This is a genomic window from Bradyrhizobium tunisiense (genome assembly GCF_042263385.1).
Classification (GTDB): Bacteria; Pseudomonadota; Alphaproteobacteria; order Rhizobiales; family Xanthobacteraceae; genus Bradyrhizobium; species Bradyrhizobium tunisiense.
Genome location: NZ_JBHLEV010000002.1, coordinates 518249 through 541721, shown reverse-complemented (window position 1 = coordinate 541721; position 23473 = coordinate 518249). Strand labels below are relative to the sequence as shown.

Sequence of the window (23473 nt, the reverse complement as noted above, 5' to 3'; positions counted from 1 at the left end):
CCTAGCGCTGGACCACCGGGGGCGAGGGTTGCACCGCGCCCTGCCGCGCCGGCGCGGGATTGGGCGGATTGGCAGGCCGCGACGGCTGCTTTTTCTGCTGGTTGGGCCGGGCCGGCGTCGTCGCCGTCGGCGCATCGGCAGGTCCGGGCGCGGCGGCGGCGGGCGGCGGCGCATCCTCGGGCGGCTCGACCGTGTCGTTCTGGATCTGCTTTTCCATCGCGCGCAGCTTGGCCACGTTCTTCTGATGCGCGTCGTAAGTCTCGGTGAAGGCATGCCCGCCGGTGCCGTCGGCAACGAAATAGAGGTCGCGGGTCCGGGCCGGGTTGGCTGCGGCCTCCAGCGAAGCGCGGCCGGGGTTGGAGATCGGGCCCGGCGGCAGGCCCTCGATCACATAGGTATTGTACGGCGAAGGCTGCGTGATCTCGCTGCGCCTGATCGGCCGGCCCAGCGTGCCCTTGCCGCCGACGATGCCGTAGATGATCGTCGGATCGGACTGCAGCTTGATCCTCTGCTTCAAGCGGTTGACGAACACGGCGGCGACGCGGCTGCGCTCGTCCGGCTTGCTGGTCTCCTTCTCGATGATGGATGCCAGCGTGACGAGCTGCTCCTGCGTCTTCACCGGAATGTCCTGATTGCGACGCTCCCAGATCTCGCCGAGCACGCGCTTGTGCGCCTGCTGCATGCGCTGGACGACCTGCTCACGCGGGGTGCCGCGCGGGAACTTGTAGGTCTCCGGCAACAGCGTGCCCTCGCGCGGCAGCTCGCGCACGCTGCCGGTGAAGATGTCGTTGTCGGACAGGCGCGCCACGATCTGCTCGGAGGTCAGGCCTTCCGGAATCGTCACCGCATGCTGCACCACCTTGCCTTCGACGATGGTGGCGATGACGTCGCGCAAGGATGCGTTCTTCTGGAACGAATATTCACCCGGCTTGAGGTCCGAGCTCGCCTTCAGCGCGGCGACGCTGGCGATGAACACCCACGGATTGATGTCGGTGACGCCTTCCCGGTTCAGCGTCTCGGCGATGTCGCGCTTGCCCGCCCGCTGCGGGATGTTGACAATCTTGTCGTCCTTGAGCGGCCCGGGCGCCTCGAGCACCTGCCGGCCGTAGTAATACACGCCGCCGGCGCCGAGCATGGCGATCAGCAGAAGGGTGATGATGGCGTTGCCGACGACCACGAAAGGATTGCGCGCACGCTCCGATCGCTTCGGCGGCGGCGGGAGTTGCTCGGGCTCGAGCGCTGCCCGCGGACTCCGGGGCGAAATGGGCGGCCTTTCACTCATCGAAACAACCTGAATCCTGCCGGTTCAATCGCGACCTGACAATCGCTTGCCCTGCCAAATGCACGCGCCCACTTCCATGACTATCGCCGAATACGGCAAAACGGTGGATTCGTCTCAAACTCAATTAACTGGCCAAGCGCCGGACGATCACCGACGCATTGGTACCGCCAAAACCAAAAGAGTTCGACAAGGCGACATTGACCTCCCGCTGCTTCGCCTTGTGCGGCACGAGGTCGATTGCGGTCTCCACTGACGGATTGTCGAGATTGATCGTCGGCGGCACGACATTATCGCGAATCGCGAGAATGGCGAAGATCGCTTCGATCGCACCGGCGGCGCCGAGGAGATGCCCTGTCGACGACTTGGTCGACGACATTGCAACCTTGGAGGCGGCATTGCCGAGCAGACGCTCGACGGCCCCGAGCTCGATCTCGTCGCCGAGCGGCGTCGAGGTACCGTGCGCGTTGATGTAATCGAGATCGGACGCAGTGAGGCCCGCGCGCTTGAGCGCGGCCGACATGCTGCGGAAGCCGCCATCGCCGTCGGGCGACGGCGATGTGATGTGGTAGGCATCGCCCGACAGGCCATAGCCGATCACCTCGGCGTAGATCTTCGCGCCGCGGCGCCTGGCGTGATCGAGTTCCTCGAGCACCAGGACACCGGCGCCCTCGCCCATCACGAAGCCGTCGCGGTCCTTGTCATAGGGACGCGAGGCCTTCGCGGGCGTCTCGTTGAAACCGGTCGAGAGCGCGCGCGCGGCGTTGAAGCCGGCAATGCCGATGCGGCTGATCGGCGACTCGGCGCCGCCCGCGACCATCACGTCGGCATCGCCCAGCGCGATCAGCCGGGCGGCATCGCCGACGGCGTGCGCGCCGGTCGAGCAGGCGGTGACCACCGAATGGTTCGGGCCCTTTAGCCCGTGCGCGATCGAAACGTAGCCGGAGGCGAGATTGATCAGGCGGCCCGGAATGAAGAACGGCGACACGCGGCGCGGTCCGCGCTCCTTCAGGAGGATCGCGGTCTCGGCGATGCCGCTGAGGCCGCCGATGCCGGACCCGATCATGGTTCCGGTCGCGCATTTGTCCTCTTCGGACTCTGGGTGCCAGTTGGCGTCGTCGAGCGCCTGGCCGGCTGCGGCCATGCCGAAGATGATGAAGTCGTCGACCTTGCGCTGGTCCTTCGGCTCCATCCACGTGTCGGGATTGAAGGTGTCGTTGGTGCCGTCGCCGCGTACGACGGTGCAGGCGTATTTCGTCTGAAGATCGGAGACGTCGAAGCTCTCGATCAGGCGCGCGCCGCTTTCGCCGTTGAGGATGCGTTTCCAGGTCGGTTCGACGCCGCAGCCGAGCGGCGACACCATGCCGAGACCAGTAACGACAACCCGCCTCATGTCCGAAAACTCCGCATCGAAAGACTCAACGGCCAATAACAAGAAACCGGCTGACCGCTGGGAAGCGGCCCGTCCGGTTTCAATGTTGTCCCCGCGAAAATGAAGAGCCTTAGCTCTTCGCGTTCTTCTCGAGAAACTTCGTGGCGTCGCCGACGGTGAGGATAGTTTCCGCGGCGTCGTCCGGAATCTCGCAACCGAATTCCTCTTCGAACGCCATCACCAGCTCGACGGTGTCCAGACTGTCGGCGCCGAGGTCGTCGATGAAGCTCGCAGCGTCGACAACCTTCTCGGGTTCAACACCAAGGTGTTCGACCACGATCTTCTTAACCCGCTCGCCAATGTCACTCATTGCATAACCTCGTGTTGTTCCCTGTAGACCCGACCCCCCGGGACGATACGAGCCGTCGTGGTCGTGTTACTTGCCTTCGCTTACGAACTTTAGATTTGGCCCCATCCTAACCGATACAGGGCCCGGCGAACGACGGCCAAAGGCTCCGCATCGCCAATATACAGGGTTTCAAAAACCTGCAATGGCGTTCTTTGCCCATCCGTTGAGCGTCCGGTTATCATACTTCAATTGCCTTGACTACAAGCCTCATTTCGCTCCGGAAACGGCCGTTTGCGACATCCCGCAGCGCCCATGTGGGCAGTGCGGAACGAAGCATCAGATCATGGCCATGCCGCCATTGACATGGATGGTTTGCCCGGTGACGTACGCCGCTTCGTTCGAACTCAGGTAGACGGCGGCCGCTGCGATGTCCTCGGGCGTGCCTAGGCGGTTGGCCGGAACCTTGGTGAGAATCGTTTCGCGCTGCTTGTCATTGAGCGCATCCGTCATCGGCGTCTTGATGAAGCCGGGGGCGATGCAGTTCGCAGTGACGCCGCGCTTGGCGTATTCGGCGCCCAGTGTCTTGATCATGCCGATCAGGCCGGCCTTCGAGGCCGTGTAGTTGCCCTGCCCGGGATTGCCGGTGACGCCGACCACCGAGGTGATGGCGATGATGCGGCCGAAGCGCTTGCGCATCATGAGCTTGGTCGCGGCGCGCGCGAGGCGGAAGGTCGAAGTCAGATTGACGTTGATGACCTCCTCCCAATCCTCGTCGCGGAGCTGCACGAAGAGATTATCGCGGGTGATGCCGGCATTGGCGATGAGGATGTCGACCTGGCCCATCGCCGCTTCCGCAGCGGGTACCAGCGCCTCGACCTCGTCGGCCTTGGAGAGATTACAGGGCAACACAAAAGCGCGTTCGCCGAGCTTGCCGGCAAGCTCATCCAGCACTTCCTTGCGCGTTCCTGATATCGCGACGGTGGCGCCCTGGGCGTGCAGGGCCTGCGCAATCGCGCCGCCGATGCCGCCGGTGGCGCCGGTGACGAGCGCCTTTTTGCCAGTCAGATCGAACATCGATAACTCCTTTAGCCCTGCTTCGCAGCGGCCAATGCATCCTTGGCGGCGGCAATGTCATTGGGACCGCCGACCGCGACGCCGACGGCACCGTCCGCAATGCGCTTGACGAGACCCGTCAGCACCTTGCCGGCGCCGATCTCGAAGAACCGGGTGACGCCCTGCCCTGCCATATAGGCAACCGATTCCCGCCAGCGCACCGTGCCGGTGACCTGCTCGACCAGGCGGCGGCGGATCTCGTCGGGATCAGTGATCGCGCTCGCCAGCACGTTCGACACCAGCGGCGCGGCCGGCGCCTTGATCGTGACCTTCGAGAGCGCCTCCGCCATGGCGTCGGCGGCGGGCTGCATCAGCTTGCAATGGAACGGGGCCGACACCGGCAGCAGCATGGCGCGCTTGGCGCCCTTGGTCTTGGCGATCTCGACGGCGCGATCGACGGCGGCCTTGTCGCCCGAGACTACTACCTGTCCGCCGCCATTGTCGTTGGCGGCCTGGCAGACCTGCCCCTGCGCCGCTTCACCCGCGACCTCCATGGCGGCCTCGTAGTCGAGACCAAGCAGCGCGGCCATCGCGCCGGCGCCGACCGGGACCGCCTTTTGCATTGCGAGACCGCGGGTGCGAAGGAGACGGGCGGTATCCGAGACCGTCAGGCTGCCGGCCGCGGCCAGCGCCGAATATTCACCGAGCGAGTGGCCGGCCACGAAGGCCGCGTCTCGTCCCACGGAAAAACCGGCCTCAGCCTCCAGCACGCGCAGAGTGGCGATCGAGACCGCCATCAGCGCCGGCTGGGCGTTTTCGGTGAGCTGAAGGGTTTCGGCCGGACCATCCCAGATGATGGCCGTCAGCTTCTCGGAAAGCGCGGCATCGACCTCGTCGAACACGGCGCGCGCAACCGGAAAGGCTTCGGCCAGGGCCTTGCCCATGCCAACCGCCTGGGATCCCTGCCCCGGAAATGTGAATGCTGCCGTCATCGGCGCTCCCCTGCTGGTCGGGCACGATCCCTCTCGAGAACCGGCAGCCGATTACGCACGGCCTTGGGCCAAGGTTCCCTGGGGCCATGGTTCCGGATCATGCTCCAAAGGGGGCCGTAGACACTGTCCGGGGCCGGACTGTCAAGCCGGGAAGGGAACCCTGGCCGGCATTCAACAGGGGATACGCCCCGTCAAAACCCGCCGGCGGTCTGGTTGGCGTCGACCTCCACCCCCGCCTGCGCACGGCGCGCGCTGTTCACCAACTGCCCCGGCCGGTCATCCCGGTCGGGCTTCGCCGTCGCCAGCCGCAGCACGGCGGCATAGCCCGGCTGGACCTCCATGCGATCCGCATGCCGGCTTGCGCTCAGCAACCGGTGCACCTTCGGCAGATTGTAGCAGGGCACATAGAACAGCAGATGATGCTCGAGGTGATAGTTCACGTAATACGGCGCGATGAACAGGCGCTCGAGAAAATTGGCATGCGTGGTGCGGGTGTTGCGCAAGGGATCGCTGCTGTCGGGGACGACGGCATGCTCTGCAATGTTGCGGATACGGGTGATGACCATCATCCAGGTCAGGAGCGGCACTAGCCACAGCAGCGGATAGGCCCACCACACGCCGGCGGCCGCAAGCGCCGCGAACATCACGGCATTGACGATGCATTGCGGACCGAGCTTGTCCCAGAAATGCACGAGGCGCTGGCGCCACGGCCAGTCCTTCGAGCCGAGCGCGTTGAGCAGCTGCGCCTTGCGCTGCTGGTAGCCGGTCTGCCCGGTGATGTCGCGAATGAACTTGCGGCGGTAGCTCAGCTTCGTGATCGGAAACGGCGCCGACAGCACGAGATCGGGATCATCCTCCTGTTGCGTGTGCGCATGGTGCTGCAGGTGGTAACGCCGGTAGCTGCGCGTCTCCGCAAACAGCGGATAAGCACAGAACCACTGGCTCAGCGTCAGATTGGTTTTCTCGTCGGCGGACAGGCAGCCGTGCGCGCCGTCATGCATGAGGATCGTAAGCCCCAATTGGCGCGAGCCGATGATCGCAACGGCGAGGATATAGGTGATGGGATTGGGCCACCACGCGACCAGAGCGATCGCGCCAATGATCAGCGCCCAGGCGTGCGCGATCAGCGCGACACCCTTCCAGGTCACGCGCTGGCGCACGTCGACCAGTTGGTCGTCGGTCAGGAAATCGCGGGCACGCATGCGAAGCGCCGTCATGGCTAACTCTCCTCATCCGAAGTGGTTGACGTGCCGCGCTCCTCGACCAGACGCAGGCGCGCAGCATCGCCCGTGGATTTCGCCTGCTCGCCGAGCACGCGCAGCATTTCGGCGCAGAGCGCCTCGGGCGAACGGCCCATCGCATAGCCTTCGAGGATGACGCCGATGGCGACGGCCCAGAACCGCCGTGAGCTTTCGTCGGGCGCGCGCAGTGAGCGCCAGCCGTGCCGCGCCACCTGGTCGGCGTAAGCACGCGCGCCCTCGCCGTGCAGGCGCTCGATGGTGCGCTCGACGAGCGGTGCGAGATCCTGGCGGCGACGCGTCAATGTCAGCGCTTCGGCGAAGAAGGCGACTGAATCGCTCGCTGTCACGGTCACCGCCAGCGCTTGTGTGTATTCAAGCGGCGTGCGCGCCTTCAGCGCCGCCTGTTCGGTGGCGCGCGCCAGATACAGCAGCTCGCGGCAGGCGCATTCGACGAACAGCGCCTCCTTGGTGCGGAAATAATAGGTGATCTGGCTCGGGAACGCGTCCGCAGCGGCGGCGATGTCGGTGATCGCCGTACCAGACAGCCCCCGCTCCCGGAATAGCGGGCTCGCCGCATCCAACAACAGTGAGCGCATCTTGCGGCCTGCCGACCGTGTGGCTCGCGTGGCGTGCTTGGGGTCGCCAGTCGACGCTTCAAGCGGAGCCTGGACCGATTCACCCGTCATCAGCACCTCCCGTTAATCTCTTTGTATGTCATACAAACAAATAGGTCAAGCTGGTAAGTGAGGATGGATTCGGCCGCCCCATACCGGCATAAGTCTGATCGAACGAGGCGCTCCAACCTTGCCAAGTCAGCCAAAATCCGTATAAGGCGCGCATCCGCAGACCCCGGCCGGGAGCTGAACGGACGGTCTCAGCAAATCATTCGTGATTTTGGTGTGGCAGGGCCAGTCGGCCCGTCGTCCCGTGTTTCCGCCTTCTGAGCTTAATCCCAGAGTCCTTTCCGAAGGCCTCTTAAGGGCTTGACGCCGGGCGATGCGCCAACATGAGGAAAGGACCACCATGGCTCTTTATGAGCATGTTTTTCTCGCGCGTCAGGACGCGAGCACGCAGCAGGTCGAAGAACTGACTGCGCAGATGACCGGCATCGTCGAGGGTCTCGGCGGCAAGGTCACCAAGACCGAGAATTGGGGCGTGCGCTCCCTCACCTACCGCATGAACAAGAACCGCAAGGCGCACTTCGTGCTGCTCAACATCGACGCGCCCTCCGCGGCGATCGCCGAGATCGAGCGCCAGGAGCGCATCAGCGAAGACGTGATCCGCTATCTCAGCGTCCGCGTCGAGGAGCTCGAGGAAGGCCCGTCCGCGATGATGCGCAAGGCCGATCGTGATCGCGAGCGTGACGATCGTGGCGGCGGCTTCCGCGGCGAGCGTGAAGGCGGCTTCCGTGGCGACCGCGAGGGCGGTTTCCGTGGTGGCGATCGTGACGGTGGCGGCTTCCGCGGCGACCGCGGCCCGCGCCGACCGCGCGAAGAAGCTGAAACCACCACGACGGATGGGGAGTAAGAACAATGGCTGAAGCTGGTGCACGCCGCCCGTTTTTCCGTCGTCGCAAGAGCTGCCCGTTCACGGGCGCCAATGCTCCCAAGATCGACTACAAGGACTCCAAGCTGCTGATGCGTTACGTCTCCGAGCGCGGCAAGATCGTGCCGAGCCGCATCACCGCGGTGTCCGCGAAGAAGCAGCGTGAGCTCGCCCGCGCCATCAAGCGCGCGCGGTTCCTGGGCCTGTTGCCCTACGTCATTCGCTGACACGACCAATTCGGCCGGCGGCCTCGAGCCGCCGGTCGCCACTTTTTCGAACTCATAAGGCTTCCGGGTCGTCCGGTTGCCGATGGTTGGGGCGAGATGCCTCTAACCGCTCGAAGGGAGCGGGACAGCTGATGATGCCATTTGTGCTGATAGCCCTGATCGCCGGCGCCGCGTCGGCCCTGATGTTCGCCTCGATCATTTCGGGCGCGCTGATCTCGCTGGTCCTGTTCTATCTCGCACCGCTGCCGCTGATGGTGGCTTCGATCGGCTGGGGGCCGCTCTGCGCGAGCCTCGGCGGCATCGCCGCTGCGATCGGCCTCGGTGCCCTGTTCGGCCTGCCCTATTGCATCGCATTCGCCGTCACCGTCGCGCTGCCGGCTTGGTGGCTCGGCCATCTCGTTCTGCTCAGCCGGCCGGCGGAACATGTCGCGCCAGAGGCCGCGGCCGGACCGCCCGCCGAGCCTGAGCTGGAGTGGTATCCGGTCGGCCGCATCCTGTTGTGGCTCGCGGGCTTCGCCGCGCTGACCACGGTCGCCGCCCTGCTCACACTCGGGACCGACGCCGAGACCATCCTCGGCACGCTGCGGCGCGGCCTGATGCGTCTCCTTCGGGCCACCGACCCGCAAAGCTCCGGCGAAGCCGGCCAGCTCGTCGATGCGCTGGTGCGAATCGCACCGGCCGGAGCAACCCTCATCGCGATGTTGACGCTGACCCTCAACCTCTGGCTCAGCGCCAAGATCACGGCGACGTCGGGGCGGCTGCGGCGCCCGTGGCCGAACATGATGACGGCGGAATTGCCGCCGATGACGCTGGTGGCGCTCTGCATCGCGCTCGCCTTCTGCTTCACCGGCGGGCTGCTTGCGATCGTCGCGCAGATCACCGCGGCGGCACTGATGATGGGCTATGCGCTGACCGGCTTTGCCGTGCTGCATACGCTCACGCTGACACTGAAGAGCCGCACGTTCTGGCTCGGCTCGGCCTACGCCGTCGTGGTCGTGTTCGGATGGCCCGTGATCGCGGTGGTGATCCTCGGCCTTGCGGATGCCGTGTTCCGCTTCCGCGATCGCTTCCAGCGCAGCCGGCAGCCGCCGCCGCTGCCGACCCCTTAAGTCCAACCCCGAAACTGAAACTCAGTCACTTCAAAGGAGAACGAATATGGAAGTCATTTTGCTGGAACGCGTCAACAAGCTCGGCCAGATGGGCGAAGTCGTGAAGGTTCGCGACGGCTATGCCCGCAATTTCCTGCTCAAGCGCGGCAAGGCGCTGCGCGCCACCGCCGACAACCGTTCCAAGTACGACGGCATGAAGGCCGAGCTCGAAGCCCGCAACCTCCAGGCCAAGGGCGAGGCGTCCAAGGTCGCCGAGAAGATCGCAGGCAAGAACATCATCGTGATCCGCCAGGCCTCCGAAGTCGGCCAGCTGTTCGGCTCGGTCACGGTGCGCGACATCGTCATGGCGTTCGAGGCCGACGGCGTCCACCTCGATCGCCCTCAGGTGCAGCTCGATGCGCCGATCAAGACCATCGGCAAGCACACGGTCACGGTTGCCGTTCACCCCGAGGTCGAGGTCGAGATCACCGTCACGGTCGCGCGCAGCCAGGACGAGGCCGAGCGCATCAACCGCGGCGAGGACATTTCGACCCGCAACGAGGACCGCGACGCAGCCGCCGAGGCGATCGCCGCCGCCGGCGAGTTCTTCGATCCGGAAGCCGAGCCCGACGAGGCCGAGCCGGCGCCGGCCGCGGAAGAGAAGTAACCAGGCAGGCTCGTCATTCCGGGGCGATGCGAAGCATCGAACCACAGGTGCGCAATTGCGCACCGGGGAATCTCGAGATTCCGGATTCTCGCTCCGCGAGCCCCGGAATGACAGGCATCATCAAAGGCCCGGCTGCCTCAGGCGGCCGGGCTTTTCGTTCTGGCGGCGACGTCCTCGCTCAACATCGCGATCGAGGCGAGCGCCGTCGCCGTGTGCTTCTCGACACCGTCGCTGACGCAGAACACGTCGGCTGCAACCACCGATACCTGACGGCCCGGCTTGATCACCCTGGCACGGCAGATCAGCTTCTCACCGACCGCGGGCGACAACAGATTGAGCTTGTATTCCGCCGTCAGCGCCGCTTGGCCGCGCGAGGTGGCGGCTGCGATCGTTGTGGCGTTGTCGACCAGGAAGGCGGTGACGCCGCCGTGGAAGAAGCCGTGCTGCTGCAGCAACTCCGGCCGGCGATCCACGGCAATCGTGCAGGTGCCGCGCGACAAGTCCGAGAGCTCCGCGCCGACCAGGTTCATGAATCCTTGCCGGCCGACATTGGCATGGATGTGCTCGGCAAGGGCTGCGAATTCGGGATCTGCTTCGGCGCGCATGCCGTCTCTCCTCATTGCTTGTCGATGCGATCGAATGGCCGGAGCGCGCGGATGGCGCAGGCGATCAGCGTGTCGGCCTCACACCTCGGATCGGTGCGGTCGCGTCCGGAGAGGTAGGCGCGGCAGAAAATCTGAGCCGGGCCGATCAGCTGGCTGACGAACATCACCGGTTTCATCGGCAGGAGTTCGCCGCTTGCAACCAGCGGCGCACGCCAGCGCTCGATAGCTTCGGCAAGGCGCGCGTTCTGTGCGCGCTGGGCGTCGCGCAAGTCCTCGCTCCATTCACTGCGTGATATCTCGAAGAGGTAGCGCGCCTCGCGCCGGCTGGTCACGACCCAGTCGAGATGCGCCCGGATCAAGCGATCGATGCCCTGCTCTGCATCCGGCAAAGGATCGAGCGCCGCCAGCACCGCGGCGTGATAGTGCCGCAAGACCTCCAGGAACAGCGCTCCGGCGAGTTCCTTCTTAGAGCCGAAGGCGTGGAAGAAACTGCCATTGGAGGCGCGCGCCCGGGTGCGGATGGCGGCGACCGTCGCGGCCTCGAAGCCGACGCGGTCGAACACGATCAGTCCGGCTGCCAACAATTCGTCACGCACGCTCGCCGTCATCGACATCTTTCCTAGAGCAATACTCTAGAGTATGACTCTAGCAATGGTCAACACAGTGCGGGCCGCGATGAACGCGACCCCTATTGTCGTCGATCAAAGAGGAGTTGGCTTAGCGCGAGATCGGCGGCGCCGGCGGACCGGACGATCCGGCTGGCGCTGCAGGCGGAGCTGCAGCAGCCGCGGGGGGCGCCGGCTCCTGTGGCTTGGGCCCCGGTTCGGAGCTGGCCGCGGGCGCGGCGGGCTTGGGTGCGGCCTCTTCCGCCGGCTTGGGCGCGGCCGGCTCGGCAGGCTTCGTGGCGGCTGGGGCCGCTGGTGTGACCGGCGAGACCGGATCGGGCCGCAGTGCCGGAGCGTCGCTGCCGCGCGGCTCAACCTTCGGGCTAGTGGCTTCGGGCTCGACTTTGGCGCTGTCGGGCTTGGTCTCGGGCTTGGACTCCGCCTTCGGCTCGCTCTTCCTGTCGTCACCGGGCGGCGCGGCGGCGTCGACCTTCGGTGTTTCCTCAGGCTTGCCCCGACGCTTGGCCTTGCGTCCCTCGGGCGCTGCCTGGCCCTCGGGCCCCGCACTGTCTTCCGCCGGCCGCCCCGCACGCTTCTGGCGGCCGCCCTCGGCCGCGGGAGCAGCCTCGCCATCCGGCTTGGCCGCGTCCTGGGAGCGCGGGCGGCGGCCCTGCTGCTCCCCCGCCTGTCCCGGAGCGGAGTTCGCGTCCTTCTCCCTGGCGCCGTCCTTCTTGCCGTCCTTGGCCTGGTAGCGGGTGTCGGTCGCGCCGTTGGAGACGAGATAGGAGGCGAGCACGCCCGCCATGTCCGAACTCGTGGTGTAGTGCTGGCGCAGGAAGCCCGGCAGCGAACCCGGCGCGACGGACTTCAGAAGTCCGCGCGGGCTCTTGTGGCAGACATTGCAGGTCTGCGCGAAAAGCTGAGACGGGGTCTTGCCGGCCTCGAGGTTGGTCGCCTGCGCAAGAACGGCATCGGCCGCGCCGAAGCCGATCAGAAACAATACCGTCGCGAGGCTGAGCGCTCGGCTCGACATTCCCATCATCTCCGTTGAATTCCGAGGGGTGCAGCCGGCCTCCGGCGCGGCGGCGGGTCACCTTTTATCCGATTGAGCCGCGAATGGAAGCAGCCTCCACGCGCAAGGATGTGATTAAGCGCTTTTCGAATATCGGCCGTGAACTCAGCGCAATAGCGCGGCAGCCCCACCCTCCCCAGATTGGATGCAAACGCATAGGAACCGCTGCGGCGCCTGGGCGTCAGATGTGAAGGCCGGGTTAGTCGCATCTTTTCGGGTTCGCTCGAGAGGACATGTCGATGGACCGTTTGTTGCGTGGATTCCTGTCTCAATTCATCCGCCGCGGGTCGATGACGGTGACCGGCGCAAGCGGGGGGACATTCACCGTCGGCGACGGCTCCGAAGTTCCGGTCGCGGTGCGCTTCGTGACCGCGGAGGCCCAGCGGAAGATTCTCGTCAATCCCGAGCTCGGGCTTGGCGAGGCCTACATGGACGGCGAGTTCGTGGTCGAACGCGGCACCATCGCTGATGCCCTCGCGATCCTGCTCGATCAACCCGACCCGTTGCCGCAGTGGGCCAAACCCTGGTGGCATCTGCGCTACCTGACGCGGCACCTGAGACAGTTCAATCTGCGCTCGCGCTCCCGCAACAACGTCGCACATCACTACGACCTCGACGCCCGGCTCTATTCGCTCTTCCTGGACGCCGACAAGCAGTACAGCTGCGCCTATTTCCCGACGCCAGAGACAACGCTCGACGATGCGCAGCTCGCCAAGAAACGGCACATTGCCGCCAAGCTGTTCATCAAGCCCGGCCAGCGCGCGCTCGACATCGGCTCGGGCTGGGGCGGGCTCGGGCTCTATCTCGCCGAGATCGCTGGCGCCGACGTCACCGGCATCACGCTCTCGGCCGAGCAGTTGCAGATTGCCAATGCGCGCGCGGTCGAAAAGGGCCTGACCGGCTCGGCCAGATTCCTGCTCCAGGACTATCGCGACATCACCGGCCCGTTCGACCGCATCGTCTCGGTCGGCATGTTCGAGCATGTCGGCGCCCGCTTCTACGACACCTACTTCCGGCGCTGCGCCGAGCTGCTCAGCGAAGACGGCGTGATGCTGCTGCATTCGATCGGCCGTTCGCAGGGCCCCGACTCGACCAATCCCTGGATCGCCAAATACATCTTCCCCGGCGGCTACATCCCGGCCTTGTCGGAGGTGCTCCCGGCGATCGAGCGCGCGGGCCTCTTGGTCTGCGACATCGAGATCCTGCGCCTGCACTATGCCGAGACGCTGAAAGCCTGGCGGGAGCGCTTCATGGCGCGGCGCGAGGAGGCCGTGCAGCTCTATGACGAGCGCTTCGCCTTGATGTGGGAATTTTATCTCGCAGCCTGTGAGATGACATTTCGCAAGCAGGACATGATGAACTTCCAGATCCAGCTCACCCGTCGCCAGGGCGTAGTGCCGTTGACCCGCGACTACATGCCGCGTGAAGAAGCCCGGCTGCGGGCTCGCGAGGACACGCCTCCGTCGAGGCTGAAATTGGCTGGTGAATAGACCCTAATGACGCAGGGTCGAAATCTGGGAGGAGCGGAAAAGCGCCGTTAACGCCAATTGCGCCCGCAGCTCGACCAGAACTTCGGGTGCGACCGGCTGGCGGCGCACTTCGGGCCGTTCAGCGTGCTCCATGGCCGCAATCAGCCCCGACAACCAAAGCCGGCTACCTGCCCCGCTTCGCCCGATCTGGTGCTGCCGTTCTGGCCGCATCGCTTGCCTCGTTCCCTGTTGGACCGCGGGAGACAATTCCCAGCCCGTCCGCCTGTTCCGGTCATACCCCCGAAAGAATCCGGGAAGATGTGATCCACTTCACATAAGTCTGGTCGTGGTTGGCTTAGACCGTCGCCATGAGCAAAGAGACCCAAACCTCATTCGACGTGCAGGACGACCTCCGCACCGATTACGCCCTGATCGTCACCGGCGTCGGGGCGGCTCTGGTTGCGCTGGTCTACCTCCTGCTGGTCTGAACCAGAGCCGGAAGCGCCCAGCGTGCGTCAATTCGCGCGCTTTCAGGTACGTCTGCGCGTCAATCCATTAGGTTCACGACTTCAGGATTTTTCCATGGCGCGGTCGCGGCTGCTTCCAGGCCGCACCGGTTCCGCGAAAATCCGTCAAGCGCGACGCGTGCTGCGACTGCTAATCATCCACCATTTTTACTGAGCGGTTGATAGCGGTCAGCTTTCGCTTCCGCTTTGCACCGAGGCGGCGCTTTATCCCGGCCCCGCATCCGCCCAAGAAAATTGCTAAGCACGTCCGACCATGGCCCTGACTGATTCGAACGTTCTCAAACTCGCGCCCGACGCAGGAACCCCCGCCTATCGGAGCGCGCCGCACAATATCGAGGCGGAACAGAGCCTCCTGGGCGCGATCCTGGTCAACAACGACGCGTTTTACCGCGTCTCCGACTTCCTGGAAGCGAAGCATTTTTTCGAACCGCTGCACCAGACCATCTTCGAGACAGCCGGCAGCCTGATCCGGATGGGCAAGATCGCGACGCCCGTCACGCTGAAGACGTTCCTGCCCGCCGACACCGATGTCGGCGGTATGACCATCGGGCAATATCTGGCGCGGCTCGCGGCCGAAGCGACCACCATCATCAACGCCCAGGACTATGGCCGCACCGTCTACGACCTGTCGCTGCGGCGCGACCTGATCGGCATCGGCGAGGACATGGTCAATGTCGCCTATGACGCGCCGGTCGACTTCCAGCCACGGGCACAGATCGAGGACGCCGAGCGCAAGCTTTACGAACTCGCCGAATCCGGCCGCTATGACGGCGGCTTCCAGAAATTCTCGCAGGCCCTGGCAGTCGCGGTCGATCTCGCCGCCAAGGCGTTCCAGCGCGACGGCAAGCTGTCCGGCATCTCGACGGGCATGCGCGACCTCGACACCAAGATGGGCGGCCTGCAGAGCTCCGACCTCATCATCGTCGCGGGACGTCCCGGCATGGGCAAGACGTCGCTGGCGACCAACATCGCCTACAACGTCGCGCAAGCCTATGTTCCGGAGCTCCAGGCCGACGGCACCATGAAGGCTGCCAATGGCGGCGTGATCGGCTTCTTCTCCTGCGAAATGTCGGCCGACCAGCTCGCCACGCGTATCGTGGCCGAGCGCACCGGTGTTCCCTCCTCCCACATCCGCCGCGGCGGCATCTCGGAAGCCGATTTCGAGAAGATCCGGGAGGTTTCGATCGAGCTGCAGTCGCTGCCGTTCTACGTGGATGCCACCGGCGGCCTGTCGATCGCGCAGTTGATGGCGCGCGCGCGCCGGCTGAAGCGCCAGAAGGGCCTCGACCTGCTCGTGATCGACTACATCCAGCTGCTCTCGGGCTCGGGCAAGCGGAGCGACAATCGCGTGCAGGAAATCACGGAGATCACGACCAGCCTGAAGGCGCTGGCCAAGGAGCTCAATGTTCCCGTGATCGCGCTGTCGCAGCTCTCGCGTCAGGTCGAATCGCGTGACGACAAGCGGCCGCAGCTCTCGGACCTGCGTGAATCCGGTTCGATCGAACAGGACGCCGACGTCGTGCTGTTCGTTTACCGCGAGGAATATTACCTCGCGATGAAGGAGCCCCGCCCAGGCACGCCCGAGCACGAGAAGTGGCAGCTTGACATGAGCCTTGCGCACGGAAAAGCCGAGGTCATCATCGGCAAGCAGCGCCATGGCCCGACCGGCACGGTCGATTTGGCGTTCGAAGCCTCGGTCACGCGGTTCGGCGACCTCGCGCCTGACAGTCAGGTACCGGCTCGCAGCGGCAACGACTACTGAGTTCCTTGAACCAGAACGGCCTCTTGCGTAAAACGGCGCCATGACAATGGCGTCCGACCCTAAAATGAACCCGCAATCCGGCCTTCTCTCCGCGGAGGCCAATCAGGCTGCCGCGCTCGCAGCCTATGGCGGCGTGCTGACCGTCGATCTCGACGCCATCATCGCCAACTGGCGCAAGCTCGAGAAGACGGCGGTGCCGGCCGAATGCTCGGCGGTGATCAAGGCCGACGCCTATGGCTGCGGTGCCCCCGAGGTCGCGCGTGCGCTGAGCAAGGCCGGGTGCAAGACCTTTTTCGTCGCCACCATCGAGGAGGCCCGCAAGGTACGTGCGGCCGTTCCGGAGCCTACGATCTACGTGCTCGGCGGCTATTTCCAGAACACCGGCGAGCACTACGCCAAGATCAACTGCCGCCCGGTGATCGGCGACCTCAACGAACTCGCCGAATGGGACGTGTTCTGCCGTCGCACCGGCTGGAACGGCGGCGCGGCGGTTCACATCGACACCGGCATGAACCGGCTCGGCCTCACGCTTTCCGAAGCGCAGGCCATCATCCCCCGCATCAACGCCGGCGATCACGGCATCACGCTGGTCATGAGCCATCTGGTCTCGGCCGAGCAGCTCAACAGCCCCGTGAACGCCAAGCAGCTCGCTTCCTTCCGCGCGATCGCCAGCGAATTCTCCGGTGTGCCGGCGGCGCTCGCCAACTCCTCCGGCATCTTCCTCGGCGCGCCCTTCCAGTTCGAGCTGGTGCGGCCGGGGGCTGCGCTCTACGGCGTCAACCCGACGCCGGAGGCCGACAACCCGATGCAGCCGGTGGTCGACCTCAAGGCGCGCATCGTGCAGACCCGCACCATCGATCGCGGCGAGAGCGTCGGCTATGGCGGCACCTGGACCGCGCGGCGGCCGACCAAACTGGCGATCATCGCGGTCGGCTATGCCGACGGCTATTTCCGCGCCGCCAGCTCCAACGACGGCACCCGCGGCGCCGAGGTCATCGTCGCCGGCAAGCGCTGCCCCGTCGCGGGCCGCGTCTCGATGGACCTCATCGCGATCGACATCACCGATCTGCCGCCGAATGCGGCACGGCGCGGCCATATGGTGACGCTGCTCGGCGAAGGCATCACCGTTGACGAGCTCGCGCATCATTTCGGCACCATCGGCTATGAGGTGCTGACCAGCCTCGGCCGCCGCTACGCCCGCATCTACAAGGGCGGCAATGTGGAGGAGCCGCTGGTCAAGCCGGCAGCCGCGACCGGAGCCGAGCAGCCTCCCTCACCGCCGCCGGTCGAGCAGCCGGCGGCACCGCCGCCGCTGCCGGGCTAGTCCCCACTCTCGTGCCCCTGACGCAGCGCAATGCGCCGCGGCTTGTCCGGGACACGAGGCAGGCAGCTTACTTCTTTTTCCGGCCGTCCAGCGCCGCCTTGCAGGTCGCACTGAGCTGGTCGCGCTTGCCATTGAGACATGCGACGATGCCGCCGCCCGGCGCGATGCCGGCGCAGAATTTGTCGTAATCTGTCTTGCACGCACCGCGCGGGTCGGACGATTGTGCCGACGCGAGCCCGGAGAACGCGACAGCGACGACGATGGCGGCGAAGTTCAACTTGGACATTGTGTCTCCGGTACGGGGCGGCAAGAGCCGGCAGCTCTACATGAAGATCGCGACATTCAACATCAACAACATCAACCGCCGCCTGCCCAATCTCTTGGCATGGCTGCGGGCGGCGAAGCCCGATGTCGTCGCACTTCAGGAGTTGAAGGCAAGTGATGGCGAATTTCCGGCGGCCGCGATCGAAAAGGCCGGCTATGGCGCGGTGTGGTGTGGACAAAAGACCTGGAACGGGGTCGCCATCCTCGCCCGCAAGGCCGAACCCATTCTCACCCGCGACCGCCTGCCCGGAAGAGCTGCCGATCACGAAGCCCGCTACATCGAGGCCGCCGTGCGCGGCATCATCGTCACCAGCATCTATCTGCCCAACGGCAATCCGCAGCCCGGACCGAAATTCGACTACAAGCTCGACTGGTTCGCACGGCTCAAGCGCCACGCGAAGAGCTTCATCACGCAGGATCTGCCGGTGGTGCTCGCCGGCGACTACAATGTCGCACCGATGCCGATCGACATCTATCCGACGCGCTCGTGGGACAAGGATGCGCTGATCCAGCCGAAGAGCCGCGCGGCGTTTGCCTCACTGGTCGAACAGGGCTGGTGCGATGCGATCCGCGAGTTGCACCCTGAACGGCGCATCTACACGTTCTGGGACTACAAGCGAAACCGCTGGCCGCGCGATGCGGGCCTGCGGCTCGACCATCTCCTGCTCAGCCCTGCCCTCGCCCCGCGCCTCATGAAGGCCGGTGTCGACAGAGATGTCCGCGGCGAGGACGGCGCCAGCGATCACGCCCCGGCATGGGTGGTGCTGCGGTGACCCTCACCACAGATTCCTGCCGTCGATGACGTCGACCGGCACGGCCTCCAGATCGGAATCGTCGAACAGGCGCGCATTCCGTCAAACCGTGCGGAATTCGGGCGTGCGGCACCGCTATTCCCCTGCATACCTCGCGGTCAGCGAGTGCCCGTGCAGACTTCCCGAGAAGACGACGATCGCTTTTGACGAAGGTTCTGCTTGCAGCTTTCCGGTCATCATGTTCGGACTGGCGGGGACAAGCGGAACCGTCACCGTCTTACCGCCGTCTTGGATCGTCGCGCGTCCGCGCATGTCCCTTGTCGAAAGCGGCGAACCGTCGTCGTCTCCCACATAGAAAACGATATCCAGACCCTTCCGCACAAGCTCGATCGGATGCCCTTGCGATTTGACGACGGGACCGCCGTTGCTGCCCTTTGTCTGTGCAACAGCGAGTTGGGGCATTGCCGTGGTCAAGGCGATCATGGCTGAAAAGATGTACGGTCGCATTGTTAGTCTCCTTCGGTAGTTGCAGAATCAATAAGCTTCCGCGGGCGTGAGCGCCGCTGCGCGTTCGGCCAGCAGGCGATCCAGCGGCTTCCTGGCGAGCATCAGAAACAGGATGGGGGTCACGAGCGCATCAAGTATCGTGGTGCTGACCAGACCACCGAAGATCGTAACGGCGACCGGATGCAGGATTTCGCGGCCCGGTTCGTCCGCGCCGATCAGAAGCGGGGTCAGCGCAAGTCCGGCGCAAAGTGCCGTCATCAGGACGGGGCTGAGACGTTCCATGCTTCCCCTGAGGATCAGGCCAGTCCCGAAACGCTCCCCTTCGTAGATGGCCAAATTGATGTAGTGGGAGATCTTCAGAATGCCGTTGCGCGCGGAGATGCCTGCCAGCGTAATGAAGCCGATCATCGACGCAACCGACAGCGGTTGACCGGCAATCTTCAGACCGGCGACGCTGCCGATCAGAGCCAGCGGAATGCCGCCCATGATGATGAGCGTCAGCGCAACCGATCGATACCGGCTGTAGAGCACGATGAAAATCATCGCAAATGATGCAAGCGACAGGATGGCGATGCGCCAGAAGGCCTCTTGCTGCGCCTGGAATGCCCCCTCGAGGTTGGTGGTGTAGCTCTGCGGGAAATCCAGATGCGACACAGCTCGTTGGATGTCGGCGGCGATGTCGGCAATGTCGCGGCGGCCGTCGCCGTTACCGTAAACAACGATTCGGCGCTGGGTTCCCTCGCGCTGAATCTGATTTGGACCATCCGTCTCGACAATTTCAGCCAGCGCACTCAGCGGGACGAATTCAAGGCCGGTGGGTATCAGAAGGTCTTGCAGTCCCGTCGTCGATCGGTTCTGCTCCGAGAGGCGCATGACGACGTCGAAGCGGCGATTGCCGTCCACGATCTGGGAGACCTTTCGGCCATTCGACAGCGTATCGAGCGCCTGCGTGATCGCGGCAGGCGTCAAGCCATGAAGGGCGGCGCGGGCATGATCGACCTTGACGCGCACCTGGGGAATGAGGACCTGCTTCTCGACCTGAAGATCGACCAGCCCCGGAATTGTCGAGAGGCGCTGGCGCGAGGTTTCGGCTAGCCGGCGCAATATCTCGATGTCCTGCCCGTAAATTTTTAGCACGATCTGGGCGCGGATACCCGATTGCAGATGATCGAGCCGGTGACTGATGGGCTGCCCGATAGCGACCGAGGCCGGCAGTCCGGAAAGCACCTCGCGGATGCTCGCATGGACGTCTGCCTTGTCGCGCTTCGAGCGAACGAGGTCGACATCTATTTCGCTGTAGTGGACACCCTCGGCGTGTTCATCAAGCTCCGCCCGGCCGGTGCGGCGGCCGACGGATTTCACCTCCGGCACCCTGGCAATCAATTGCTCGGCCAGCAAACCGAGCCGGTGCGATTCGGCGAGCGAAATGCCGGGATTGTATTGCAGCGACAGAACGAGCGTCCCTTCGTTGAATGGCGGCAGAAAGCTGCGCGGCATGAGGCTCGCTGCGTAGAATGCCATCACGACCGCTGCCGCGACCGAGCCGAGCACAAGTCCGCGCCGCTCGAATGCCCAGCAAAGCAGACGTCGGTACGCCTGCTTCAACCCTCGCACGACAGCGCTTTCGCGGTCGCCTGAATGAGCCCGCCCGGACAGCAGATAGTAGGACAAGACGGGCGTCACCGTTACCGACGTCAACAGCGAAGCGAGTATCGACACCACATAGGCAATGCCGAGTGGCGTGAACAACCGGCCTTCGATTCCTGGAAGCGCGAACAGCGGTACGAATACGAGGACGACGATCATCGTCGCATAGACGATGCCGGAGCGGACTTCCTGGCTCGCTTGGGCGATCACTTCGAGAACAGGCCGCGGCGCGGCTGAAGCGGCATTCTCCCGCAGGCGCCGCAGGACGTTCTCGACATCCACCACGGCATCGTCGACCAGCTCGCCGATGGCGATGGCGAGGCCACCAAGCGTCATCGTGTTGATCGTGAAGCCGAAGGCGCGGAACACCAGAGCGGTCACGAGGATGGACAGCGGAATGGCCGTGAGCGAGACGAACGCCGCCCGTCCATTCATCAGGAAGATGAAAAGGACGACCGCGACGACGATCGCCGCCTCGACCAGGACCCGCTGGACATTATGAATCGACGTCTCGATGAAGGTGGCTTGACGGAACTGAACGCTGGTGAGGCTGATCCCTGATCGCATGGTCCGTTGCAAGTCGGCGAGCGCCGTCTCGATATTCCTGGTCAACGCGACCGTGTCCGCCGCGGGTTGCTTCATCACGCTGACGATGACAGCCGGTTTCCCGTTGTAGCCGGCGTCACCGCGCTTGGTGCGCGCGGCGAAATCCACCTTTGCGACTTGCATCAACAGGATTGGCTGCTTGTCCTGTGTCGCAACGACGGTGTTGCCGAGGTCCTCGATTTGCTTGGTGAGGCCGACGTTGCGGATCAGATATTCACGGCCATGCTGGTCCACGAATCCGCCGCCGCTGTTGGTGCCGAACTTGGCTACCGCCTGCTCGATCTGGACATGGGTGATGCCGAGAGCCTGCATGGTCGCGATGTTCGGCGTTACGCGGTATTGCCGAATCTCGCCGCCAATGGGGATCACCTGGGCCACGCCCGGGATAGCGAGTAGCTGCGGCCTGACGACGAAATCCGCGATTTCGCGAACCTCCATGGGAGAGGCCCTGCCGTCGCTGGTCATGGCGATCAGCATGATTTCGCCCATGATGGACGTCACGGGCCCCATCTGGGGATTGACGGCGGGCGGCAGTTGCTCGCGGATCAGCGCCAGCCGTTCGGAAACGAACTGCCGGGCGCGATAGACATCCACGCCCCAGTCGAACTCGACATAGACGATTGAGAGTCCGACGCCCGACACCGAGCGGACACGTATGACCCCGGGCATGCCGTTCATCGACGTTTCGATCGGGAACGTCACAAGCTGTTCGACCTCCTGCGGGGCCAGTCCTTCGGCCTCGGTCAGGACATTGACCGTCGGACGGTTGATGTCGGGCAGGACGTCAACGGATATGCTCGGCAGGACAAGCAAGCCATAGCCGGCGAGCACCGCAGCGGCCGCCAGCACGAACAGGCGATTCCGCAGGCTCGTCGTGACGATGAGCTTGAACATGCGCGGCTCCTACCGGATCTGGTTGATGAGGTCGGTGCCGCGGACGACAATCCGTTCGCTCCCGCTGAGGCCAGATGCAATCATCACGCGTGTCGCGTCCACGGGAAGAACCCGTACCGGGTGTGGCTCGAAGCGCTCGGCGGCGGTGTGCAGCCAGACAATGTTCTCCCCGTTGCTGCTTCGCGTGACGGCGTCGCGCGGAAAGATCAGGCCCGAGACAGGCGCGCCGCTCTGAAGCATCACGTTGAGCGGTTGACCGATGTTGAGGCCCGCCGGCGGCTCCGGGATGGCAAACTGAACGACGGACGCATGCTGCCGCAATGTGCGGCTCGTTCCGACGTGGGACAAGGCGATCGCCTGTCCGTTAGGCGCGATCGCCGTCGCCGCTTCAGGCGCTTTCAGCCCGATGTCCTCATAGGCCAGCGCTTCGACCCACAGGCTCCCGGGGTCGACGATCTGGAAGAGAACGTCCTGTGGCTGAATCACCTGTCCTGGCACGACCTTGGCCGCGGTGATGATGCCGTTGGTCGATGCGCGCAACTCCTCAAAGCCGGTGCGGGAATTGCGAACGGTTTCACGGCGCGCCCGCAACCCTTCCAGTTCGCTTTCGAGGTCGTGGACCTGCCCCTGCGGCACAGCGCCTCGCTCTGCCAACGGCCGCAAGCGGCGGAGCTTGTTCTCCGTGACCGCCGTCAACTGTTCGATTTCGCCAACCTTTTCGAGGATCGTCGTGCGGTCCGCGACCGGCAGATGCGGCTCGATCCGGATGAGAACGTCGCCTTTCGCGACCGTCTGCCCGATGCGCGGTATCGCGCCGCCATTGGGAATGACGCGGCCGCCGTAGATGCTTTGCACGATGCTGCTGCGGTTCGGATCGGCAATGACGCGGCCCATCAGATTGACGGCGGGGCGGATCGTGTGCGGTTCGGCCGCCGCGGTGCGTATATCAAGCAACCGCTGGGTAGATTTGGCTGCGAAGGCGGAGCCGTCCTGCAGACGCCTCGGCGCATCGCTCAGCGCCAGCGGTGCGGGTGAACCGGCAGAGCTCGCACCGGTCTGGCTTTCGTCAAACGTCGTCGCGGCGAGAACAACTGATATGGCCGACACCACTGCCGAGACTGCGGCCGCGATTCTGCGGCCCGACCATATCGAATAGCCAAAAAGCAGACCGAAGCCGGCAGCGGCCCCTGCAAACGCTGCTACGAGGCGACCGGAGGAAAGCCAGCCGTGCCCATGCGCCCGAGGCGGACTGGCCGGCTGCGGCGCAGTCAGTGAGTCCACCAGGAGATCGTCGCCCTTTTGGGCGGACACCGAGAAGATGACCTCCACCGATCCGGCCGGCTGCCCTGGCATGGCCAGTGTGTAGAGCCCGCTTCCCGCCTTCGAGGCCTCGACGGCATTGGCATCGCCGACGGTCACCTGCAAGGTCGCATCCGAGACAGGCTCGTTGGTGACGGCATCGTCGAGGTAGATCGAAAGCTGGTTGTTCCTGAGGATCCCGACGATCTCATAGAGCACGGATCGCGCCACAACTCTCGGATATGCCGATGACACCACCGGCGCTTT

Annotated in this window: 22 protein-coding genes; 8 read left to right on the top strand and 14 right to left on the bottom strand. The window is 64.7% G+C overall.

What is annotated here, in order from left to right; all coding sequences use genetic code 11:
• Window position 1: 1 nt before the first annotated feature.
• The 7 genes from mltG to ACFDR6_RS09855 all read right to left on the bottom strand — a co-directional run bounded on the left by mltG (window position 2) and on the right by ACFDR6_RS09855 (window position 6972).
• On the bottom strand, window positions 2–1282 hold the full coding sequence (gene mltG, locus ACFDR6_RS09885; protein WP_212086267.1) for an endolytic transglycosylase MltG: 1281 nt from the start codon (window positions 1280–1282) through the stop codon (window positions 2–4).
• A 124-nt stretch (window positions 1283–1406) separates the two neighbouring features.
• A complete protein-coding gene (gene fabF, locus ACFDR6_RS09880) occupies window positions 1407–2672 on the bottom strand; it encodes a beta-ketoacyl-ACP synthase II (RefSeq protein WP_317239782.1) in 1266 nt (421 codons plus the stop codon).
• 109 nt (window positions 2673–2781) lie between these two features.
• Window positions 2782–3021 carry an acyl carrier protein gene (locus ACFDR6_RS09875; RefSeq protein WP_008130699.1) on the bottom strand — a complete coding sequence of 80 codons (240 nt, stop codon included), beginning with the start codon at window positions 3019–3021 and terminating at the stop codon, window positions 2782–2784.
• Window positions 3022–3336: 315 nt separating this feature from the next.
• Window positions 3337–4074: a 3-oxoacyl-[acyl-carrier-protein] reductase gene (gene fabG / locus ACFDR6_RS09870; RefSeq protein WP_212086272.1), complete on the bottom strand. Its 738-nt coding sequence runs from the start codon at window positions 4072–4074 to the stop codon at window positions 3337–3339.
• 11 nt (window positions 4075–4085) lie between these two features.
• Window positions 4086–5045: an ACP S-malonyltransferase gene (gene fabD / locus ACFDR6_RS09865; protein WP_212086276.1), complete on the bottom strand. Its 960-nt coding sequence runs from the start codon at window positions 5043–5045 to the stop codon at window positions 4086–4088.
• Window positions 5046–5236: 191 nt separating this feature from the next.
• The gene (locus tag ACFDR6_RS09860) at window positions 5237–6262 is read right to left on the bottom strand and encodes a fatty acid desaturase family protein (RefSeq protein WP_317239785.1); all 1026 of its coding nucleotides are present in this window, start codon (window positions 6260–6262) and stop codon (window positions 5237–5239) included.
• Window positions 6263–6264: 2 nt separating this feature from the next.
• Complete coding sequence (locus ACFDR6_RS09855) at window positions 6265–6972, bottom strand: TetR/AcrR family transcriptional regulator C-terminal domain-containing protein (RefSeq protein ID WP_375858156.1); 708 nt, start codon at window positions 6970–6972, stop codon at window positions 6265–6267.
• A 337-nt stretch (window positions 6973–7309) separates the two neighbouring features.
• Here ACFDR6_RS09855 and rpsF point away from each other — a divergent pair, with 337 nt between their 5' ends.
• From rpsF to rplI, 4 genes are all read left to right on the top strand, one after another.
• A complete protein-coding gene (gene rpsF / locus ACFDR6_RS09850) occupies window positions 7310–7813 on the top strand; it encodes a 30S ribosomal protein S6 (RefSeq protein WP_212086282.1) in 504 nt (167 codons plus the stop codon).
• 5 nt (window positions 7814–7818) lie between these two features.
• On the top strand, window positions 7819–8058 hold the full coding sequence (gene rpsR, locus ACFDR6_RS09845) for a 30S ribosomal protein S18 (protein WP_007592020.1): 240 nt from the start codon (window positions 7819–7821) through the stop codon (window positions 8056–8058).
• Window positions 8059–8189: 131 nt separating this feature from the next.
• Window positions 8190–9167, top strand: a complete 978-nt coding sequence (locus ACFDR6_RS09840) for a YybS family protein (RefSeq protein ID WP_375858155.1) — start codon at window positions 8190–8192, stop codon at window positions 9165–9167.
• A 46-nt stretch (window positions 9168–9213) separates the two neighbouring features.
• On the top strand, window positions 9214–9813 hold the full coding sequence (rplI, locus tag ACFDR6_RS09835) for a 50S ribosomal protein L9 (RefSeq protein ID WP_212086288.1): 600 nt from the start codon (window positions 9214–9216) through the stop codon (window positions 9811–9813).
• A 137-nt stretch (window positions 9814–9950) separates the two neighbouring features.
• Here rplI and ACFDR6_RS09830 read toward each other — a convergent pair whose 3' ends face one another.
• From ACFDR6_RS09830 to ACFDR6_RS09820, 3 genes are all read right to left on the bottom strand, one after another.
• Window positions 9951–10418, bottom strand: a complete 468-nt coding sequence (locus ACFDR6_RS09830; RefSeq protein ID WP_375858154.1) for a PaaI family thioesterase — start codon at window positions 10416–10418, stop codon at window positions 9951–9953.
• Between the two features lie 11 nt (window positions 10419–10429).
• Complete coding sequence (locus tag ACFDR6_RS09825) at window positions 10430–11026, bottom strand: TetR/AcrR family transcriptional regulator (protein ID WP_317239788.1); 597 nt, start codon at window positions 11024–11026, stop codon at window positions 10430–10432.
• A 109-nt stretch (window positions 11027–11135) separates the two neighbouring features.
• Window positions 11136–12056 (bottom strand): prolipoprotein diacylglyceryl transferase, encoded by a 921-nt coding sequence (locus ACFDR6_RS09820; RefSeq protein ID WP_375858153.1) that lies wholly within the window; start codon window positions 12054–12056, stop codon window positions 11136–11138.
• A 278-nt stretch (window positions 12057–12334) separates the two neighbouring features.
• Between ACFDR6_RS09820 and ACFDR6_RS09815 the strand changes: the two genes are divergently transcribed.
• The 3 genes from ACFDR6_RS09815 (at window position 12335) to alr (ending at window position 17177) form a co-directional block, all read left to right on the top strand.
• Window positions 12335–13585 (top strand): cyclopropane fatty acid synthase, encoded by a 1251-nt coding sequence (locus ACFDR6_RS09815; protein ID WP_375858152.1) that lies wholly within the window; start codon window positions 12335–12337, stop codon window positions 13583–13585.
• Window positions 13586–14344: 759 nt separating this feature from the next.
• A complete protein-coding gene (locus ACFDR6_RS09810; RefSeq protein WP_212086310.1) occupies window positions 14345–15853 on the top strand; it encodes a replicative DNA helicase in 1509 nt (502 codons plus the stop codon).
• Between the two features lie 46 nt (window positions 15854–15899).
• The gene (gene alr, locus ACFDR6_RS09805) at window positions 15900–17177 is read left to right on the top strand and encodes an alanine racemase (protein WP_317243949.1); all 1278 of its coding nucleotides are present in this window, start codon (window positions 15900–15902) and stop codon (window positions 17175–17177) included.
• 67 nt (window positions 17178–17244) lie between these two features.
• Here the strand turns inward: alr and ACFDR6_RS09800 are convergent, their stop codons facing one another.
• Window positions 17245–17463, bottom strand: a complete 219-nt coding sequence (locus tag ACFDR6_RS09800; RefSeq protein WP_212086312.1) for a hypothetical protein — start codon at window positions 17461–17463, stop codon at window positions 17245–17247.
• A gap of 40 nt (window positions 17464–17503) precedes the next feature.
• Here ACFDR6_RS09800 and ACFDR6_RS09795 point away from each other — a divergent pair, with 40 nt between their 5' ends.
• Window positions 17504–18274, top strand: coding sequence for an exodeoxyribonuclease III (locus ACFDR6_RS09795; RefSeq protein ID WP_375858553.1), 771 nt, complete (start codon window positions 17504–17506; stop codon window positions 18272–18274).
• A gap of 114 nt (window positions 18275–18388) precedes the next feature.
• Here the strand turns inward: ACFDR6_RS09795 and ACFDR6_RS09790 are convergent, their stop codons facing one another.
• Genes ACFDR6_RS09790 through ACFDR6_RS09780 form a run of 3 tightly spaced genes read right to left on the bottom strand, consistent with a single transcriptional unit; the run spans window position 18389 to window position 23425 of the window.
• Window positions 18389–18760 (bottom strand): hypothetical protein, encoded by a 372-nt coding sequence (locus ACFDR6_RS09790; RefSeq protein WP_375858151.1) that lies wholly within the window; start codon window positions 18758–18760, stop codon window positions 18389–18391.
• A 27-nt stretch (window positions 18761–18787) separates the two neighbouring features.
• The gene (locus ACFDR6_RS09785; RefSeq protein WP_375858150.1) at window positions 18788–21907 is read right to left on the bottom strand and encodes an efflux RND transporter permease subunit; all 3120 of its coding nucleotides are present in this window, start codon (window positions 21905–21907) and stop codon (window positions 18788–18790) included.
• Between the two features lie 9 nt (window positions 21908–21916).
• On the bottom strand, window positions 21917–23425 hold the full coding sequence (locus tag ACFDR6_RS09780; protein WP_375858149.1) for an efflux RND transporter periplasmic adaptor subunit: 1509 nt from the start codon (window positions 23423–23425) through the stop codon (window positions 21917–21919).
• Between the last annotated feature and the right edge of the window lie 48 nt (window positions 23426–23473).

Excerpts from the sequence above, each read along its gene's own strand:
- mltG (WP_212086267.1), bottom strand. The coding sequence starts at position 1,282 with ATGAGTGAAAGGCCGCCCATTTCGCCCCGGAGTCCGCGGGCAGCGCTC.
- fabF (WP_317239782.1), bottom strand. The coding sequence starts at position 2,672 with ATGAGGCGGGTTGTCGTTACTGGTCTCGGCATGGTGTCGCCGCTCGGC.
- ACFDR6_RS09875 (WP_008130699.1), bottom strand. The coding sequence starts at position 3,021 with ATGAGTGACATTGGCGAGCGGGTTAAGAAGATCGTGGTCGAACACCTT.
- fabG (WP_212086272.1), bottom strand. The coding sequence starts at position 4,074 with ATGTTCGATCTGACTGGCAAAAAGGCGCTCGTCACCGGCGCCACCGGC.
- fabD (WP_212086276.1), bottom strand. The coding sequence starts at position 5,045 with ATGACGGCAGCATTCACATTTCCGGGGCAGGGATCCCAGGCGGTTGGC.
- ACFDR6_RS09860 (WP_317239785.1), bottom strand. The coding sequence starts at position 6,262 with ATGACGGCGCTTCGCATGCGTGCCCGCGATTTCCTGACCGACGACCAA.
- ACFDR6_RS09855 (WP_375858156.1), bottom strand. The coding sequence starts at position 6,972 with ATGACGGGTGAATCGGTCCAGGCTCCGCTTGAAGCGTCGACTGGCGAC.
- rpsF (WP_212086282.1), top strand. The coding sequence starts at position 7,310 with ATGGCTCTTTATGAGCATGTTTTTCTCGCGCGTCAGGACGCGAGCACG.
- rpsR (WP_007592020.1), top strand. The coding sequence starts at position 7,819 with ATGGCTGAAGCTGGTGCACGCCGCCCGTTTTTCCGTCGTCGCAAGAGC.
- ACFDR6_RS09840 (WP_375858155.1), top strand. The coding sequence starts at position 8,190 with ATGATGCCATTTGTGCTGATAGCCCTGATCGCCGGCGCCGCGTCGGCC.
- rplI (WP_212086288.1), top strand. The coding sequence starts at position 9,214 with ATGGAAGTCATTTTGCTGGAACGCGTCAACAAGCTCGGCCAGATGGGC.
- ACFDR6_RS09830 (WP_375858154.1), bottom strand. The coding sequence starts at position 10,418 with ATGCGCGCCGAAGCAGATCCCGAATTCGCAGCCCTTGCCGAGCACATC.
- ACFDR6_RS09825 (WP_317239788.1), bottom strand. The coding sequence starts at position 11,026 with ATGACGGCGAGCGTGCGTGACGAATTGTTGGCAGCCGGACTGATCGTG.
- ACFDR6_RS09820 (WP_375858153.1), bottom strand. The coding sequence starts at position 12,056 with ATGTCGAGCCGAGCGCTCAGCCTCGCGACGGTATTGTTTCTGATCGGC.
- ACFDR6_RS09815 (WP_375858152.1), top strand. The coding sequence starts at position 12,335 with ATGGACCGTTTGTTGCGTGGATTCCTGTCTCAATTCATCCGCCGCGGG.
- ACFDR6_RS09810 (WP_212086310.1), top strand. The coding sequence starts at position 14,345 with ATGGCCCTGACTGATTCGAACGTTCTCAAACTCGCGCCCGACGCAGGA.
- alr (WP_317243949.1), top strand. The coding sequence starts at position 15,900 with ATGGCGTCCGACCCTAAAATGAACCCGCAATCCGGCCTTCTCTCCGCG.
- ACFDR6_RS09800 (WP_212086312.1), bottom strand. The coding sequence starts at position 17,463 with ATGTCCAAGTTGAACTTCGCCGCCATCGTCGTCGCTGTCGCGTTCTCC.
- ACFDR6_RS09795 (WP_375858553.1), top strand. The coding sequence starts at position 17,504 with ATGAAGATCGCGACATTCAACATCAACAACATCAACCGCCGCCTGCCC.
- ACFDR6_RS09790 (WP_375858151.1), bottom strand. The coding sequence starts at position 18,760 with ATGCGACCGTACATCTTTTCAGCCATGATCGCCTTGACCACGGCAATG.
- ACFDR6_RS09785 (WP_375858150.1), bottom strand. The coding sequence starts at position 21,907 with ATGTTCAAGCTCATCGTCACGACGAGCCTGCGGAATCGCCTGTTCGTG.